Origin of the sequence: Streptacidiphilus monticola (assembly GCF_042658505.1) — a bacterium.
Classification (GTDB): domain Bacteria; phylum Actinomycetota; class Actinomycetes; order Streptomycetales; family Streptomycetaceae; genus Streptacidiphilus; species Streptacidiphilus monticola.
Genome location: NZ_JBHSQJ010000150.1, coordinates 1 through 15,882 on the forward strand (window position 1 = coordinate 1; position 15,882 = coordinate 15,882).

The 15,882-nt window shown below is 72.0% G+C and carries 15 protein-coding genes; 7 read left to right on the top strand and 8 right to left on the bottom strand.

Features of this window, described 5'->3' with window-relative positions:
* Window positions 1-381, bottom strand: a 381-nt coding sequence (locus ACFP3V_RS28845) for a glycine betaine ABC transporter substrate-binding protein (RefSeq protein WP_380589742.1), incomplete at its 3' end; no start/stop codon positions are given.
* Window positions 382-648: 267 nt separating this feature from the next.
* Here ACFP3V_RS28845 and ACFP3V_RS28850 point away from each other — a divergent pair.
* The 4 genes from ACFP3V_RS28850 to ACFP3V_RS28865 all read left to right on the top strand — a co-directional run bounded on the left by ACFP3V_RS28850 (window position 649) and on the right by ACFP3V_RS28865 (window position 5,066).
* A complete protein-coding gene (locus tag ACFP3V_RS28850) occupies window positions 649-3,567 on the top strand; it encodes an ATP-binding protein (protein ID WP_380589745.1) in 2,919 nt (972 codons plus the stop codon).
* Window positions 3,564-4,007: a roadblock/LC7 domain-containing protein gene (locus ACFP3V_RS28855; RefSeq protein WP_380589747.1), complete on the top strand. Its 444-nt coding sequence runs from the start codon at window positions 3,564-3,566 to the stop codon at window positions 4,005-4,007. The genes ACFP3V_RS28850 and ACFP3V_RS28855 overlap by 4 nt, the downstream gene beginning before the upstream one ends.
* 65 nt (window positions 4,008-4,072) lie before the next feature.
* Window positions 4,073-4,516 (top strand): DUF742 domain-containing protein, encoded by a 444-nt coding sequence (locus ACFP3V_RS28860; protein ID WP_380589851.1) that lies wholly within the window; start codon window positions 4,073-4,075, stop codon window positions 4,514-4,516.
* Window positions 4,455-5,066 carry a GTP-binding protein gene (locus ACFP3V_RS28865; RefSeq protein WP_380589749.1) on the top strand — a complete coding sequence of 204 codons (612 nt, stop codon included), beginning with the start codon at window positions 4,455-4,457 and terminating at the stop codon, window positions 5,064-5,066. Before ACFP3V_RS28860 ends, ACFP3V_RS28865 begins: the two co-directional genes overlap by 62 nt.
* Window positions 5,067-5,232: 166 nt before the next feature.
* Here ACFP3V_RS28865 and ACFP3V_RS28870 read toward each other — a convergent pair whose 3' ends face one another.
* Genes ACFP3V_RS28870 through ACFP3V_RS28880 form a run of 3 tightly spaced genes read right to left on the bottom strand, consistent with a single transcriptional unit; the run spans window position 5,233 to window position 7,702 of the window.
* Complete coding sequence (locus tag ACFP3V_RS28870; protein WP_380589752.1) at window positions 5,233-5,901, bottom strand: ABC transporter permease; 669 nt, start codon at window positions 5,899-5,901, stop codon at window positions 5,233-5,235.
* A complete protein-coding gene (locus tag ACFP3V_RS28875; protein ID WP_380589755.1) occupies window positions 5,898-6,554 on the bottom strand; it encodes an ABC transporter permease in 657 nt (218 codons plus the stop codon). Before ACFP3V_RS28875 ends, ACFP3V_RS28870 begins: the two co-directional genes overlap by 4 nt.
* Window positions 6,551-7,702, bottom strand: coding sequence for an ABC transporter ATP-binding protein (locus ACFP3V_RS28880; protein WP_380589758.1), 1,152 nt, complete (start codon window positions 7,700-7,702; stop codon window positions 6,551-6,553). The genes ACFP3V_RS28875 and ACFP3V_RS28880 overlap by 4 nt, the downstream gene beginning before the upstream one ends.
* 344 nt (window positions 7,703-8,046) lie before the next feature.
* Here ACFP3V_RS28880 and ACFP3V_RS28885 point away from each other — a divergent pair, with 344 nt between their 5' ends.
* Both ACFP3V_RS28885 and ACFP3V_RS28890 read left to right on the top strand, forming a co-directional pair.
* A complete protein-coding gene (locus ACFP3V_RS28885) occupies window positions 8,047-9,687 on the top strand; it encodes an LCP family protein (RefSeq protein ID WP_380589761.1) in 1,641 nt (546 codons plus the stop codon).
* A 173-nt stretch (window positions 9,688-9,860) separates the two neighbouring features.
* The gene (locus ACFP3V_RS28890) at window positions 9,861-11,528 is read left to right on the top strand and encodes an LCP family protein (RefSeq protein ID WP_380589764.1); all 1,668 of its coding nucleotides are present in this window, start codon (window positions 9,861-9,863) and stop codon (window positions 11,526-11,528) included.
* A gap of 19 nt (window positions 11,529-11,547) precedes the next feature.
* Here ACFP3V_RS28890 and ACFP3V_RS28895 read toward each other — a convergent pair whose 3' ends face one another.
* From ACFP3V_RS28895 to ACFP3V_RS28905, 3 genes are all read right to left on the bottom strand, one after another.
* Entirely contained in the window at window positions 11,548-12,102 is a 555-nt protein-coding gene (locus ACFP3V_RS28895) for a Clp protease N-terminal domain-containing protein (RefSeq protein WP_380589767.1), read from the bottom strand.
* Between the two features lie 4 nt (window positions 12,103-12,106).
* Window positions 12,107-12,322: a helix-turn-helix domain-containing protein gene (locus ACFP3V_RS28900; protein WP_380589770.1), complete on the bottom strand. Its 216-nt coding sequence runs from the start codon at window positions 12,320-12,322 to the stop codon at window positions 12,107-12,109.
* A gap of 67 nt (window positions 12,323-12,389) precedes the next feature.
* Entirely contained in the window at window positions 12,390-13,043 is a 654-nt protein-coding gene (locus ACFP3V_RS28905; RefSeq protein WP_380589773.1) for a DedA family protein, read from the bottom strand.
* Window positions 13,044-13,406: 363 nt separating this feature from the next.
* Here ACFP3V_RS28905 and ACFP3V_RS28910 point away from each other — a divergent pair, with 363 nt between their 5' ends.
* Window positions 13,407-15,290, top strand: coding sequence for an APC family permease (locus tag ACFP3V_RS28910; protein WP_380589853.1), 1,884 nt, complete (start codon window positions 13,407-13,409; stop codon window positions 15,288-15,290).
* Between the two features lie 13 nt (window positions 15,291-15,303).
* Here the strand turns inward: ACFP3V_RS28910 and ACFP3V_RS28915 are convergent, their stop codons facing one another.
* On the bottom strand, window positions 15,304-15,870 hold the full coding sequence (locus ACFP3V_RS28915; protein WP_380589776.1) for a COG4315 family predicted lipoprotein: 567 nt from the start codon (window positions 15,868-15,870) through the stop codon (window positions 15,304-15,306).
* Window positions 15,871-15,882: the final 12 nt, after the last annotated feature.

The window sequence follows — 15,882 nt, forward strand, 5'->3', positions numbered from 1 at the left end:
GGTGTCGGTGTCCGCCGCGCTGCCGGGGATGGCGGTCTTGTCCAGGTAGGACAGCAGCGCGCCGTTGTACTCCGGCATCAGCGTCACGGCGCCGCTCTTGAGCAGGCCGTAGGAGACCTCGCGGGAGCCGATGTTGAGCTTGTAGCTGACCTTGACGCCCTTGGCCTTGAGGGCCTCGCCGTAGATGTCGGCGAGCAGCGTGCTCTCGCTGAAGTTGTTGCCGCCGATGGTGACGGAGTCCGAGCCGCCGCCCGCCGCCGCGGAGGGGGCCAGCGGGTTGCTGCTCGCGGTCGACTTCGACGACGCGCACGCGGCGAGCGAGACGGCGGCGGCAGAGGCGACCAGCGCCGCGGCGATACGAGTTCCGTTACTGGTTGTCACAGTTCCACCCGGTGAAGGAGACGTGTGTGTCTGGTGGTGCGGGCGTTTCTCACACACGATCAAATCCGTTATCCGACTGGGGAGTCAACGCCGCAGCGATCACAATCAGCCCTTGTAGCGCACCGTTCACATTCGCCCCTGCCAAATCCGGTCGAATCCCGGTAGTCTCCCGTGCGGTCATGGGTTCGAGGGGGCGGGCTCAACGCACCGGATGCACCACCTGGAACCACCGCGTCGTTGCCGTCCCGACTGGGCCTGGGGGCTCTGTTGTCCACCTCGGACTCGTTCGTGCGCCGTATGAAGCGCAGCCTGGACCGGATGCCGTTCCGGCGCAAGCTCAACATCCTGGTCGTCGTGCCGCTGCTGCTCATCGGCGCGCTGATCTCGGTGAACGTGGAGTCCCAGGTGTCCTCCGCCCAGGACGCCGCCCGGCAGGCCGACCTGGTGCGGGCCTCGCAGCAGGTCGCCGAGCTCGTGGACCTGGTGCAGACCGAGCAGCAGCAGGCGCTGCTGCTGTCCGAGCGCTGGTGCTTCCAGACCTGCCTCAACGGGCCGTCGATGTACGACATGACCAATGTCGACCCGTCCGGCTACGTCCAGGCGGGTGATCTGACGGACAAGCAGGTCCAGATCATCCGGCAGGACTACGGCACCATCCTGCCCGCCACCGAGGCCGCCCCGCTCGCGGCGATCGACGCGCTGTCGACGCTGCGCAAGACGATCACCGAGGGCTACCTTCCCGCGGACAACATCGACTCCGCGTACGGCTCCATCACCGGCGACCTGATCGACAGCCTCCACCTCACCGGCGCGGGCGTCGTCGGCACCGACGACCTGGCCGACCAGCTGGACGCGCTGCTGCGCGCCGACGCCGCCCACGCCCGCTGGGAGACTGCGGTCATCTCCGCCCACACCGGTGACGACAACGCCCAGCTGGAGTTCATCGAGGCGGTCGGCGCCCGCAGCGAGTACGACGTCCAGACCGCGCGCTTCGCCGCGCTGGCCAAGCCGGGACAGGCGGAGACCTTCACCGCGATCGTCGACCACAACCCCAGCCAGGCAACGCTGGAAGCCGGTTACGCGGACCTGCAGGTCAACAGCGGTTCGCTGATCCTCGCCCACGACGCCTCGGCGGCGAAGCGCAAGGTGTACCAGTCGAACGCGCAGGCGCTGCAGAAGCCGGTCGCCGACGAGGCCGGGGTCCGGCTGGCCGAAGTGCACCGGCTGATCGGGCAGATCGCGGCCTCGGCGCAGGCCGAGTCGCGGGCGGGCTGGGTCCGCGCCTTCGGCTGGATCGGCGGCGCGGTGGTCGTCTTCGTGCTGTGGGCGCTGCTGCTGACCGCGATCCGCCGCGCCCTGGTGCGCTCGCTGCTGCGGCTGACCGGGGCCGCCCGGCGCGTCGCCGACGTCGCCTCGCGCGAGCTGGCCCGGGTGGCCGACGACGACGCCGAGGACAACGCCCCGGTGCGACTGGAGGCCGTGGCCGTCGACACCGACGACGAGATCGGCGCCCTGGCGGCCGAGTTCAACCGGGTCCAGGAGACCGCCGGCGCGCTGCTGGAGCGGCAGGTGCTCAGCCGCCGGAACATCGCCGAGATGTTCGGCAACGTGGGCCGCCGCGTCTCCAACCTGACGACCCGCCAGCTCGGCCTGATCGACGCGGTCGAGCGCAGCGAGACCGACCCGGAGCTGCTGGAGCAGCTGTACCGGATCGACCACATCGCGGTGCGCCTGCAGCGCAACGCCGACTCGCTGATGCTGCTGGCCGGCATCCAGGAAACCGAACTCGACGGCCGCACCGCCCCGTTGACCCACGTGGTGCGCGCCGCGCTGGGCCAGATCGAGGGCTTCCAGCGGGTCCGGCTGGCCGCCGACACCGACGCCGAGGTGGCCCCCGACCTGGTGGGCGACCTGGTGCTGATGCTGGCCGAGCTGCTGGAGAACGCGGTCGCCTTCTCGCCCGCACACACCGAGGTCGAGGTGTCCGTCCGGGAGCAGGGCGGCCAGGCGGTGCTGGAGGTCATCGACCACGGCCTGGGCATGACCTCGGAGCGGCTGGCCGAGGAGAACGCGCGCCTGGTGCGGCGCGAGCGGCTCGACCTGGTGCCGACGAAGGTGCTCGGCCTGTTCGTGGTGGGCACCCTGGCCCGGCGCTGGGGCGTCACCGTCTCGCTGTCGCGGACCCCGGGCGGCGGCGTCACGGCCCGGATCACCGCCCCGCCCGCGCTGCTCACCCCGATGGCCGGATCGTCCCCGACGCACGAGCGGTACGCGCCGCCGCGCGAGGAGCAGCGTCCGCCCCTGTCCTACCCCGATCCTGACGCGCCGTCGGGCGGCTGGAGCGGAGCCGCCGCGGGACCGTCCGGCTCCGACGGCGCCGCGCCCTGGCGCACCGCGCCGACGGACCGGCCCGCCCTGGACGCCCCGTGGACCCCGGCCCCGGCGGCGGAGCGGCCCTGGGTGACCGCCTCGGGCCCGGCGGCGCCCTACTCCGGCACGGGCGGAGCTGCCGCCGCCTGGGCCGCGGCGGACACCCGCCCCGGGGCAGGGCAGACGGGCGGACGACACGACTGGCGCGACGAGCACGTGGCCCCGGCCCCCGGCGACCCGCGCCGCCCTGAGGAGAACCGCCCCGCTCCGGTTCCTGCCGCCGGCGCGTCCGTGGGCGGGCACCCCGGCGCGGGTGCGGGAGCGGTGCGGGACGACGCACAACGGCCCTGGTACGACGATCAGTTGGACGTCCGCCGTCCGGAGGGCGGCACGGGGTACAGCCGCCCCCCGGAGTCCGCTCCCGGGGCGGGACGCCCGGGCCCGGGCGCCACGGCCGGGGCCGCTGTGGACGTCCGTCCCGGGGCCGCCGCCACGGCCGGGGACGCGCTGCCGCGGCGGACGCCGGGCGAGAGCGGGTTCCCCGGAGTGGCGCCGCGAGCCACCGCCGATTCCGCGAGCCCGTCGGGCCTCCGCCGGCGGGTGCGCGGAGCGACCCTCCGCGGCGGGGCCGCGGGTTCGGCCAACGGCGCCGGCTACACCCCGCGCAACGACGCCGACGCGGTCCGCGAGGAACTCGAGGCCTTCGAGGCGGCCGTCGCCCAGGCGCACCAGGACACCCAGCACAACCTGCGCCTCCCGCAGGACCCGCACCAGGCACAACTCGAAACACCTGATCACGGAAGGAGTGGGTCGTGACCGAGCCCACCGATCTGCAGTCCGCCGCGGCCGACTTCACCTGGCTGCTGAACCGCTTCGCCACCGAGACAGCCGGGGTCGTCGACGCGATCGCCGTGTCCTCCGACGGCCTGCTCATCGCCGTCTCCGGCCGCCGCGACCAGTCCGACTCCGAGCGGCTGGCCGCGATCGTCTCCGGCATCACCTCCCTGGCCGCGGGCGCTTCCGGCAACTACGGCCTGGGCGGCCTCAACAAGGTCATCATCGACCTCGAGGGCGGCCACCTCCTCGTCTCCGCGATCGGCAACGGCTGCGTGCTCGGCGTGGTCGCTTCGAACGAGGCCAAGCTGGGCAACATCGCCTACGAAATGACCCTGTTCGCGAACCGCGCCGGGGCCGCGCTGAGCCCGCAGCTGATCATCGAGCTGAAGAACGGCGTCGGCCAGCCAGTCGGCAGGTGAGCCCGGATGAGGAAGCCAGAGGCATGTCCAAGGGGATGAACGTGCGCCCGCTGCGCCCGTACGTCATGGGGGACGACGAGGACGACGACACCGTGGGCGCGCCGCCCGCGCCGGAGGCGCCAAGACGCAGCCTCAGCGTGCGGCCGTTCCTGGTGACCGCGGGCCGGGTGGCAGCGGACACCGACGCGGCGTCACTGCCCCTGGAAACCCAGGTGGTCGCGACGGCGGCGGGCCTCGCCGCACTCGACACGCTGAGTTTCGAGCACCACGACATCGTCGCCGCCTGCCGCCGTCCGCAGTCGCTCGCGGAGCTGGCGGCCATGCTCCATCTGCACCTCAACGTGGTGCGGGTGCTCTCCGCGGACCTGCGCTCCGCGGCGCACCTCACCGTCTACGCGCCGCAGGCCGGCGCCCACCAAGACGTCTCCGTTCTGCGAAGGGTTATCGATGGTCTTCGCGCCGTCCCCGACTCCCGAGGTCTCCCGCGTGACAGCGACCGACCAGCCTGAGCGCCCGCCGACCCCGGTCAAGATGGTGATCGCGGGCGGCTTCGGCGTGGGCAAGACGACGACCGTCCGGTCGATCTCCGAGATCGAGCCCCTGACGACGGAGGCGTCGATCACCGAAGTCGCCGCGGGCGTCGACGATCTGACGCACACTCCGCACAAGACGACCACGACGGTCGCCATGGACTTCGGCTGCATCACGCTCGACCCGAGCCTGAAGCTGTACCTGTTCGGCACGCCCGGTCAGGACCGCTTCGGGTTCATGTGGGACGACCTGGTGCAGGGTGCGCTCGGCGGGCTGGTCATCGTGGACACCCGGCGGCTGGACGACTGCTTCGCGGCGGTGGACTACTTCGAGAACAAGGGCCTGCCGTTCGCGGTGGGGATCAACGTCTTCGACGGGAACCTCGACCACGACCTCGACGAGGTCCGCTGGGCCCTGGACATCCCGGACAGCGTCCCCCTCGTCCTCTTCGACGCGCGGGAACGCGGCAGCGTCCGAGACGCGCTGCTCGTCGTTCTCGAGCTGGCCCTGGCTCGCGCAGAGAGCTGAGCCAGGCGCCTGCCCGGGGGCAGCAGGCCCTCAGGGGCGCAGCCCTCAGGGGCGCGGGGAACCGCGCGAGCAGCCACCACCCGCGGAGGTCCGGCCCGTTGATCGGGGACGGACCTCCCTCGGGGGTGGGCCGGTCGCGCGGTTCCCCGCGCCCCTGGAGCTGCCACTACCGGCCGCGACGAACACCCGGCGACACGATCCACTTCTGCAGGAGCCAGAAGAATCCCAGAGTCGCCAGGGCCAGCGCAGCGACGAGCGACGCACCGCCGACGACCTTCGCGTAGTTCAACTGGGCCAGGCCGTCCACGATGTAGCGGCCCAGCCCTCCGAACGCCACATAGGCCGCGATGGTCGCCGTCGAGACGATCTGGATGGCCGCGGAGCGGACCCCGCTGAGGATCAGGGGCAGCGCCACCGGCAGCTCCACCTGGAACAGCACCCGCCACCCCCCGAAGCCCATCCCCCGCGCCGCGTCCGTGAGATTGGGGTCCACCGTCCGGATCGCCTCGTAGGAGGTGACCAGGATCGGGGGCACCGCCAGCGCCACCAGCGGGACCATCACCGGGGTCAGCCCCAGGCCCATCAGCAGCGTCAGCAGCACCAGCAGGCCGAAGCTGGGCAGCGCCCGCGCCGCCGTGGCCAGTGCGGCCAGCACGTTGCCGAAGCGGCGCGTGTGCCCCGTCCACAGCCCCACCGGGAGGGCCAGCGCCAGCGCGATGGCCAGTGCCAGCAGCGAGTAGAGGACGTGCTCCCAGAGCCGGTGCGGGATGCCGTCCGCCCCGCTCCAGCGGGAGCCGTCGCTGTAGAAGGACTGCAGGTACTGGAAGATGCTCAACGCCCGCTCCTCCTCCCGCCGCGCGCCGCCCAGGGCGTCAGCACCCGACGCAGCAGGACCAGGGCGAGGTCGGCCAGGATGCCCAGGACCGCGATGGTCAGCACCGCGTCCCAGGCGTAGACGATCCGGTGGTAGTTGTTGGCGTCCTGGAGCAGGTTGCCCAACGCGCCCTGGTTGCCGATCAGCATGCCGACGGAGACCAGCGAGATGCTGGAGACCGTGGCCACCCGCAAGCCGGCGATGATGGCCGGGACGGCGATGGGGAGTTCGACCTCCAGGTAGCGGCGCAGCGGGCCGAAGCCCATCGCGGTGGCCGCCGCACGGGTGTCCTCCGGCACCGAGCGCACGCCGTCCACGACGGCCGGGATCAGCACCACCAGCGAGTAGACGGTGAGCGGGATCAGCACGGTGGTGTCGCTGAGGCCGGTCCAGTTGATCAGGACGACGAAGAAGGCCAGCGAGGGAATCGCGTACAGCACCGTGGCCGCGCCGAGCACCGGCGGGTAGAGCCACCGCAGCCGGACGCAGACCTGGGCCAGCGGCAGCGCGATCAGGAAGCCGAACAGGACGGGCAGCAGCGCGAGTTCGAGGTGCCAGCCGACCAGGCCCCACCACGTGTTCTGCAGGTCGCTGGGGACGTGGAAGAAGCTCACCCGCGCGCGCCCTCTCCGGAGGAGCCGGCGGCGACGCGGGTGGCGGCCGTCCCCTGCTCCGCGTGGGCGGCCCGGATCGCGGCGGCGATGGTCTCCTGCGCGGCGACGCCGACGGCACGGCCTTCGGAGTCGACGGCGACCGCCCAGCCGGTGGGCGAGAGCACCGCGCTGTCCAGGGCCGAGCGCAGCGAGTCCCGGCCGAGCACGAACGCGTGGCCGTGGGGCACGAGTTCGTCCCCGCCCTCGGCCCGGGAGGCCGCGTGGGCCCAGCCGAGCGGACGGCCGTCGGTGTCGGTGACCAGGACGTAGGCGCTCTGCGGGATGGTCCGGGCGCGGATCTGCTCGGCGGTGCTGTCCAGGGCCACGATCGGACGGGCCGTCAGCTCCAGTCCGGCGGAGGTGAAGAAGGAGAGGTGCCGGATGCCGCGGTCCACTCCGAGGAAGTCCTCGACGAACTCGTCCGCAGGGGCGGACAGCAGGGTGCTGGGCGGGGCGTACTGGGCCAGCTTTCCGCCCTCGCGCAGCACCGCGACCATGTCGCCGAGCTTGATGGCCTCGTCGATGTCGTGGGTGACGAAGACGATGGTCTTGCCCAGGTCGGCCTGGATGCGCAGGAGTTCGTCCTGCAGGCCCTTACGGACCACCGGGTCCACGGCGGAGAAGGGCTCGTCCATCAGCAGCACCGGCGGGTCCGCGGCGAGCGCGCGGGCGACGCCGACGCGTTGCTGCTGGCCGCCGGAGAGCTGGTAGGGGTAGCGCTTGGCCAGCGCGGGGTCGAGGCCGACCCGCTCCATCAGCTCCAGCGCGCGGGTGCGCGCCTGGCGGCGCTCCCAGCCCAGCAGCCGGGGGACGGTGGCGATGTTGTCGGCGATGGTCCGGTGCGGGAACAGGCCGGCGTGCTGGATCACGTAACCCATGGACCGGCGCAGCGAGTTGACGGGCCGGTCGCGGATGTCCCGGCCGTCCAGCAGGATCCGGCCGTCGGTGGGCTCGATCATCCGGTTGACCATGCGCAGGGTGGTGGTCTTGCCGCAGCCGGACGGGCCCACCAGCACGGTGATCGAGCGGTCGGGGACTTCGAGTGTCAGCCGGTCGACGGCGGTGGTCCCGTCCGGGTACCGCTTGGAGACTGCGTCGATCAGTATCACGGGGGCACTGCGCCCTTCGGGGCCGGTGGTGCTGGATGAGCGGACTGGGTCGATCGTCGGCTCATTTTCTGTTGCCCTGCTCACAGGAGTCAACGTGCGCAGGAGGCAGGACCCTTGCCTGGCTCCTGTCCGGATGTGGCAGAGTCGATCCTTCAAGCTTCCGGGGTGGACCCCGGGTTGGACGAATGGGACAGCAAGGGAGGAACTCGGCGACAGGGTGCGCGCACGCGGCACACGGGTGCTTCACGGAACGCGCACGAGTGGAACCGCCGAGCGGGGCAGGGGAGTCTCTGTCCCTCGGAGCACCAGACCGTCGACCCCGACCAGCAGCCGAGGATGTGACCATGACCGACCTTTCCACGCCGCCCCAGGGGGGCCGCTCCGCGGCTCGCCGTGGCGCCAACGGCTCGACTGCCGAGGGCGGGGCCAGAGTTCCCGCACAGGGCGGCCGGGCGGCGGCGCGCAAGGCGGCGAAGAAGGGCAGGAAGAAGGCGCTGCGGATCATCGCCTGGACGACCGCCGGGGTCGTCGGCGTGGTCGCCGCCTTCGCGGGTTACGAGTACTGGAAGCTCAACGGCAACATCTCCTCCGGCGACCTGCACGCGGCCGGCGCGCTGGGCCTGAAGGAGAAGGTCGACCCCTTCGGGCGCTCCCCCATCAACATCCTCGTGATGGGCACCGACTCCCGCGCCGGGGCCAACTGCAAGCTCGGCGGCGACTGCTCCGACAAGGGCCAGCGCGCGGACGTCGAGATGGTCGTCCACATATCGGCGGACCGGTCCAACGCGACGGTCATGTCCATCCCCCGCGACCTGGTCACCGAACTGCCCTCCTGCGCCGGCGGCGGCAGCGGGATGATCAACTCCGCCCTGGACAAGGGCGACGGCTGCCAGGTCAACGCCGTCGAGAAGCTGACGAACATCCCGATCGACCACTACGTCAAGGTCAGCTTCGAGGGCGTGGTCTCCATGTCCAACGCCATCGGCGGGGTGCCGGTGTGCGTGGACGCGAACGTCTACGACCCGATGTCCCACCTGAAGCTGAAGCAGGGGCACCACGTGCTCAAGGGCGTGGCGGCGCTCGAGTTCGTACGCACCCGGCACGGCTTCAGCGACGGCGGCGACGTGGGCCGCACCAGCACCCAGCACATGTTCCTGGCGTCGATGCTGGACCAGATGAAGAGCTCCGGGACGCTGACCAACCCGGCCAAGGTGCTCGACCTGGCCGACGCGGCCACCAAGGCGCTCACCGTCGACAAGGGGCTGGACAGCATCACCAAGCTGATCAGCCTGGCGGGCAACATCGACAAGGTGCCCAGCAGCCGGATCACCTTCGCCACCATGCAGACCGGGCAGGACCCGACCGACAGCAACCGCCTGGTGATCGGGCCCGGCGCGACGGAGCTGTTCCAGTCCATCGCCAACGACGCCCCGCTCACCAAGGGCAAGCCGGCCGCCGCGACGGGCGCCAAGCCGTCGGCGACCGCGACGACCGCCGCGGTGAGCCCGGCCTCGGTCGCGGTGGAGGTCGAGAACGGCACCTCCCCCGCCGTGGACCACCGGGCCGGGGCGATCAAGGACGCCCTGGTCGCCAAGGGCTTCACCCAGGCCACCTCCGCGAGCGGAAGCACCGCGGACAGGACCTCGCTCACCTATCCGGCGGGCAAGGCCGACCAGGCCGCGCTGGTCGCCAAGGCGCTCGGGGTGCCTTCGTCGGCGGTGCGGCAGGGCAGCGGCTCCAAGCTGGTGCTGCTGGTCGGCAACGACTGGCGGTCCGGGGTGGTCTTCCCGGGCAGCGGCGTCGCCCCCGGCGCCACGGCCAACACCAAGGCGGCGCTGGCCAACACCGGCTCGCAGACCGCGGCGGACACCAAGGGCTGTGCCCATGTCAGCACATTCAGGACAATTCCCACGGGTCCGCGCACCGGGATCACGCCGACCCAGGCGTACGCCCGTCACCCGGAGGTGCCCAACTCTGCACCCTGAGTGAGGAACTGACAGGGCCTCAGGCGGATTCGCGGGAAAGTGCCAGCCGGGGCTTACGTTCGCCCTACGAACACTTGCTACATTGCGCTGCGGTGGATCCGACTGCGGGGGACGGCAGTCAGCCCCGACCGACAGGGAAGCCGACCGGCTCGCCGCCCCAAGGATGTGACCCCATGACCGACCTCTCGACGCCGCCCTCCGGGGGCCGCGCCGCGGCCCGCCGCGGCAGCCCGACGAAGGACGGCGGCGGCGGAGCGGGCGGGCGCATCCCGGCGCAGGGCGGCCGGGCGGCGGCGCGCAAGGCGGCGAAGAAGGGCCGGAAGAAGGGCCTGAGGATCCTCGCCTGGACCACCGCCGGCGTCGTCGGCGTCGCCGGTTCGCTGGGGGCCTACGTCTACTTCAAGCTGAACGGCAACATCTCCTCCTCCGCCCTGCACGCCAGTGGCGCGCCCGCGCTCAAGGAGAAGGTCGACGCCTTCGGCCGCTCCCCCATCAACATCCTGGTGATGGGCTCCGACTCGCGCAGCGGCGCCAACTGCAAGCTGGGCGGCGCCTGCGGCACGGCCGAGGGCGAGCGCGCGGACGTCGAGATGGTGGTCCACATAGCCGCGGACCGGTCCAACGCCACCGTCATGTCGATCCCCCGCGACCTGGTCACCGAGCTGCCGTCGTGCGCGGGCGGCGGCACCGGGATGATCAACTCGGCGCTGACCCACAGCGAGGGCTGCCAGGTCGACGCGGTCGAGAAGCTGACGAGCATTCCGATCGACCACTTCGTCAAGATCACCTTCACCGGTGTGGTCTCCATGTCCGACGCGGTCGGCGGTGTGAACGTCTGCGTCACCGACAACGTCTACGACCCCGACTCGCACCTCAAGCTGAAGAAGGGCACGCACACCCTGAAGGGCCAGGCGGCCCTCGAGTTCGTGCGGACCCGGCACGGCTTCGGCGACGGCTCGGACATCGGCCGCACGGTCGCCCAGCACATCTACCTGAGCGCCGCCATCAAGGCCATGAAGAGCGCCGGCACGCTGACCAACCCGGCGAAGGTCTACGACCTGGCGAACGCCGCGACGAAGGCGCTGAAGGTGGACGACGGCCTCGGCAGCATCCCCAAGCTGATCGGCCTGGCCGACGACCTGAACAAGGTGCCGACCAGCCGGATCACCTTCACCACCATGCAGTACGTCTACGGCACCGGCGCCCTCAAGGGCCGGGTGCTGATCGGCCCGAACGCGACCAAGCTGTTCCAGTCGATCGCCAACGACACCCCGCTCACCAAGGGGAAGGCCGGCGCCTCGGCGGGCGCCTCCGCCTCGGCGAGCTCCGGAGCCGCCCCGGTGGCCGCCACCAGCCAGGCGAGCGTCTCCACCGCGTCCATCGCGGTCCGCGTGGAGAACGGCACCGGCGTGACCGGCCGGGCCGGCGCGATCGTCGAGCAGCTGGTGGCCAAGGGCTTCAGCAAGGACAGCAGCGCCCTGACCGGCAGCACCGCGGACACCACCACGCTGACCTACCCGGCCGGGAAGACCGCCCAGGCGCATGCGATCGCCACCGCGCTGGGCCTGCCCTCGTCCGCCCTCAAGGCGAGCGCCGCGGCCACCCACTACACCCTGCTCATCGGCGCGGACTGGAAGGCCGGCGCGGTCTTCCCCAGCAGTTCGGCCAGCGCGGCGGCGGTCAGCACCAAGGAGGCGCTGGCCGACTCCAACGCGCAGACGAGCGACAAGAGCGTCTGCGCCCCGGTCGGCCACCAGCTGACCGTGGTGGTCAACCACCGGGCGATGACCCCGGTCGAGGCCTACTCGGCGAGCACCGGCATTCCCGACTCCGCGCCCTGACACGCTCCCTGACGCGGCGTCAGGACGACCCGCCGCGGTTCCGGGCCGACTCCTGTGCCGCGCGCTCCAGTTCGGCCAGGTCGAAGCCGTGGTCGAGCAGCACCCGGCGGGCCAGGCCTCCGGGTTCGCGGAGCAGGCCGAGCAGCAGGTGGCCGTCGTCGATGCCGCGGGAGCGGTCCTCGCGGGCCGCGCGGACGGCCAGCGCCAGCACCTGACGGGCCCGGCCGGTGAACCGGGGGCGGCTCACGACGGCGGTGCCGCTGGCCGCCCGCTCCAGGGCGCCCGGCCCGAACTCCGCCTCCACCTGGGCGGTGACGGCCTGCAGGTCGATGCCGATGCCGGCCAGCGCCTCGGCGTCCAGGCCCGGTTCCGCGAGCAGGGTGCGCACGGCCGTGCGCGCCGTCTCCAGGTCCAGGCCGTGGGCGCGGAGCAGGTCGCCCGCGGGCAGATCAGGCCGGGCCAGCAGGCTCAGCAGCAGGTGCTCGGTGCCGACGAACTCGTGGCCCAGTCGCACCGCCTCCAGGAAGGCGGTCTCCACGGTGCGCCGGGCCGGCTGCGTGAAGCGTTCCAGCATCGGGTCAACTCTCCTTCTTGGCATGCTTCTTGTGCACGGCCTGGCGGCTGACGCCGAGGGCGGCGGCGATCTCCTGCCAGGTCCAGCCCTGCTCCCGGGCGGATCGCACCTGGAGGTACTCCAGCCGTTCGGCGAGCTCCCGCAGCGCCCGCACGGCCCGCAGGCCGATGCGCGGGTCGCGGCTGCCCGCGGCCTCGGCGAGCTGTCTCGTATCGCTCATGCTGTCAATGTAGGTTGACAGCATGAGGCTGTCAACCACCGTTGACAGCCTCATGGGAAGGTCCGGCTCAGGCGCTCGGACGCCGGGCGGGCGGACGCTGCCGACGGCGCGCCTGCACGGCCGCGGGGAGCACCGAGACCACGACGACCAGCGCCACCAGCGGCAGCAGGTAGCGGTCGATGCCCGGCACCGCCGCGCCGAGCCAGAAGCCCGCCAGCACCAGCGACTGGGACCACAGCAGCCCCGCGATCACCTGCCACAGGGTGAAGGTCCGGGCCGGCACGTCGAGGATGCCCGCGGCCGGGCCGAGCACGGTCCGCACCAGCGGGACGAAGCGGCCCAGCAGGATCGCCTTGCGGTGGCCGTAGCGGGCGAGCAGCTCCTCACCGCGCGCCACCACCGACTTGACCCGGGTCGAGCGCGAACGCGCGAGCGCCGCCCGGCCGCCGCGCCGCCCGAGCCAGTAGCCGAACTGGGTGCCCGCGATCGAGCCGACCGCCGCGCAGAGCAGCACCTGCCACAGCGTCAGCTGCGGCCCGGTGCGGTGGGCGGCGCAGAACACGCCGGCCGGGAAGAGCAGGGTGTCTCCCGGCAGGAAGAAGCCGACCAGCGGCACGCCGCCCTCCAGGAAGACGACCACCAGCACCGCCAGCGCCCCGAAGGCGGAGAGCAGCGAAGCGCCGCTGGTCGGGTTCAGCGCGGCGAGCAGGGAGGTCGTCACTCCTCGACGCTATCCCGCGGCCCAGGGCCGGGCATCCGCCGCAGGTGCCGGGAACCCCCGGGGGGCTCCGCCGTCGGGCCTACACCCCATGGAGGAGGCGACACGGCGTCAGACCCCGGCCGCTGCGGCGGCCTGACGCCGTCTCAGGTCCGCCCGGCCGGGCGCTCGGCCCGCGGCCGTTCCCCCGGCCGCCTGCCCGGCACGACAGGCGGGCGGCCGGTACGTACGCTCGCCGCAGGCCCTGTTCCGTGTGCCCAGCAGCAGGAGGTACCAGCCTTGGCCGCCGACGCCGACATCCCGCGCGGGGGCGCGCCCGCGCGGAGCGAGCGGCTGCGCGCGTGGCTGCTGGAGGGCTTGTCGGACATGGCCAAGCACCAGCAGGGACCGCATGCCGCGCCCCAGTCGGCGCACGCGGGCGCGAAGTGGTGGCGCGTCATGTGCCTGACCGGTGTGGACTACTTCTCCACGCTCGGTTACCAGCCGGGCATCGCCGCACTCGCCGCCGGACTGCTGTCACCGGTGGCGACCGTCGTGCTGGTGATCGTGACCCTGGCGGGCGCACTGCCGGTGTACCGGCGGGTGGCGGTGGAGAGCCCGCACGGCGAGGGCTCGATCGCGATGCTGGAGCGCCTGCTCTCGTTCTGGCAGGGCAAGCTCTTCGTGCTGGTGCTGCTGGGCTTCGCCGCCACGGACTTCCTGATCACGATCACCCTGTCCGCGGCCGACGGCGCGGCGCACCTGGTGGAGAACCCGCACCTGACCGGCGCCCTGCACGGACGCCAGGTGCTGATCACGCTGGTCCTGGTGGCCCTGCTCGGCGCGGTGTTCCTCAAGGGCTTCACCGAGGCGATCGGCGCGGCCGTGGTCCTGGTCGGGGTGTACCTGGCGCTCAACGTCGTCGTGGTGATCACCGGCCTGGTGAAGGTGTTCCAGGCCCCGCACGTGGTGACCGACTGGTCGCACGCGCTGACGCTCCAGCACGGCAACGCGGCGGCGATGATCGGGTTCTCGCTGGTGGTCTTCCCCAAGCTCGCGCTGGGCCTGTCCGGCTTCGAGACGGGCGTCGCCGTGATGCCGCACGTCGAGGGGGACGCCGGGGACACCGAGGAGAAGCCGGTCGGCCGGATCCGCGGCACCAGGAAGCTGCTGACCACGGCAGCGGTGATCATGAGCGTCTTCCTGATCACGACCAGCTTCATCACCACGCTGCTGATCCCGCAGAAGGCCTTCGAGGCGGGCGGTCCGGCCAACGGCCGGGCACTGGCCTACCTGGCGCACCAGTACCTGGGCTCGGCCTTCGGCACGGTCTACGACTTCTCCACCATCTTCATCCTGTGGTTCGCCGGGGCCTCGGCGATGGCGGGACTGCTCAACCTGATGCCGCGTTACCTCCCGCGCTACGGCATGGCCCCGCACTGGGCCCGCGCGGTGCGCCCGATGGTGCTGGTCTTCATCCTGATCGCCTTCCTGGTCACCTGGCTGTTCGACGCCAACGTGGACAAGCAGGGCGGCGCCTACGCCACCGGCGTGCTGGTGCTGATCACCTCTGCGGCGGTCGCCGTGACCATCGCCGCGCGCAAGGCCCGGCAGCGCAACTGGACCATCGGCTTCGCCGTCATCGCGGCGGTCTTCCTCTACACCACCGTCGTCAACGTGATCGAGCGTCCGGACGGCGTGAAGATCGGCGCCTGCTTCATCGCGGGCATCATCCTGATCTCCGCCCTGTCCCGGATCAGCCGGGCCTTCGAACTGCGGGTCACCGAGGTCCGGCTGGACCCGCTGGCGGAGCGGTTCCTGCTCGACATGGCCCACCGGACCATCCGGCTCATCGCCCACGAGCCGGCCCGGCGGGACCTGGAGGAGTATCAGCAGAAGCTGCGCCAGGCCCGCTACGACAACAACATCCCCGAGGATGACGACGTGGTCTTCGTCGAGGTGACGGTGCTGGACCCGTCCGACTTCGAGAGCGCGGTCGACGTCCGCGGGGAGGTGATGTGCGGGCGCTACCGGGTGCTGTCGCTGGAGAGCTCGTCGATCCCCAACTCCCTTGCGGCGCTGCTGCTCCACATCCGCGACGCGACCGGCAAGAAGCCGCACATCTACTTCGGCTGGACCGAGGGCAACCCGGTCAGCCAGTTCCTCAAGTTCTTCCTCTTCGGCCAGGGCGAGGTCGCCCCGGTCACCAGGGAGGTGCTGCGCGAGGCCGAGCCCGACCGGGCCCGGCGCCCGCGCGTGCACGTCGGCTGAGCGGAAGGCGGGGTCAGTACCCGCTGCCGTAGCCGCCGGAGCCGCTGCTCGAACCGGTGGACGGGCTGGTCGCCCCGCCGCCGGACTGCGGGGTGGTGATCGCGGAGCCGTCGCTGCCCAGCACGTACCACTCGGCGCCGAACGCGTTGACGTTCTGGCCGTGGGTGTCCCCGGCCTTGGTGTCCTCCGCGAAGTAGTAGAGCGGGTGGCCGTGGTAGGTCACCTGGGTCTTCCCGTCGGAGCGGTGGGTGGTGGCCAGCTGGGCACCGTCGACGCCGCTGCCGCTCTTGGGCGTGCCGTTGGTGAGCAGCGGCGGCCAGGCGATCGCGCAGGAGCCGTTGCAGGTGGACTGCATGCCGGTGTCCGCCTTGAACAGGTACAGCGTGCGACCCGAGCTGTCGGTGAGGATCGTGCCCAGGCTCGACTTCTGCGTCTGCACGGTCGCGGCGCCGGAGGCGGTCGAACTGCTACCGCCCTGCGGCCCGCTGACGCTGTTGGTGGAGCTGCTGGAGCAGCCGGCGGCGAGCAGCCCGGCGGCCGCGGCGCCCGCGGCGGCGAGGGCGAAGGCGCTCTTCTTCATGGTGTTACCCCT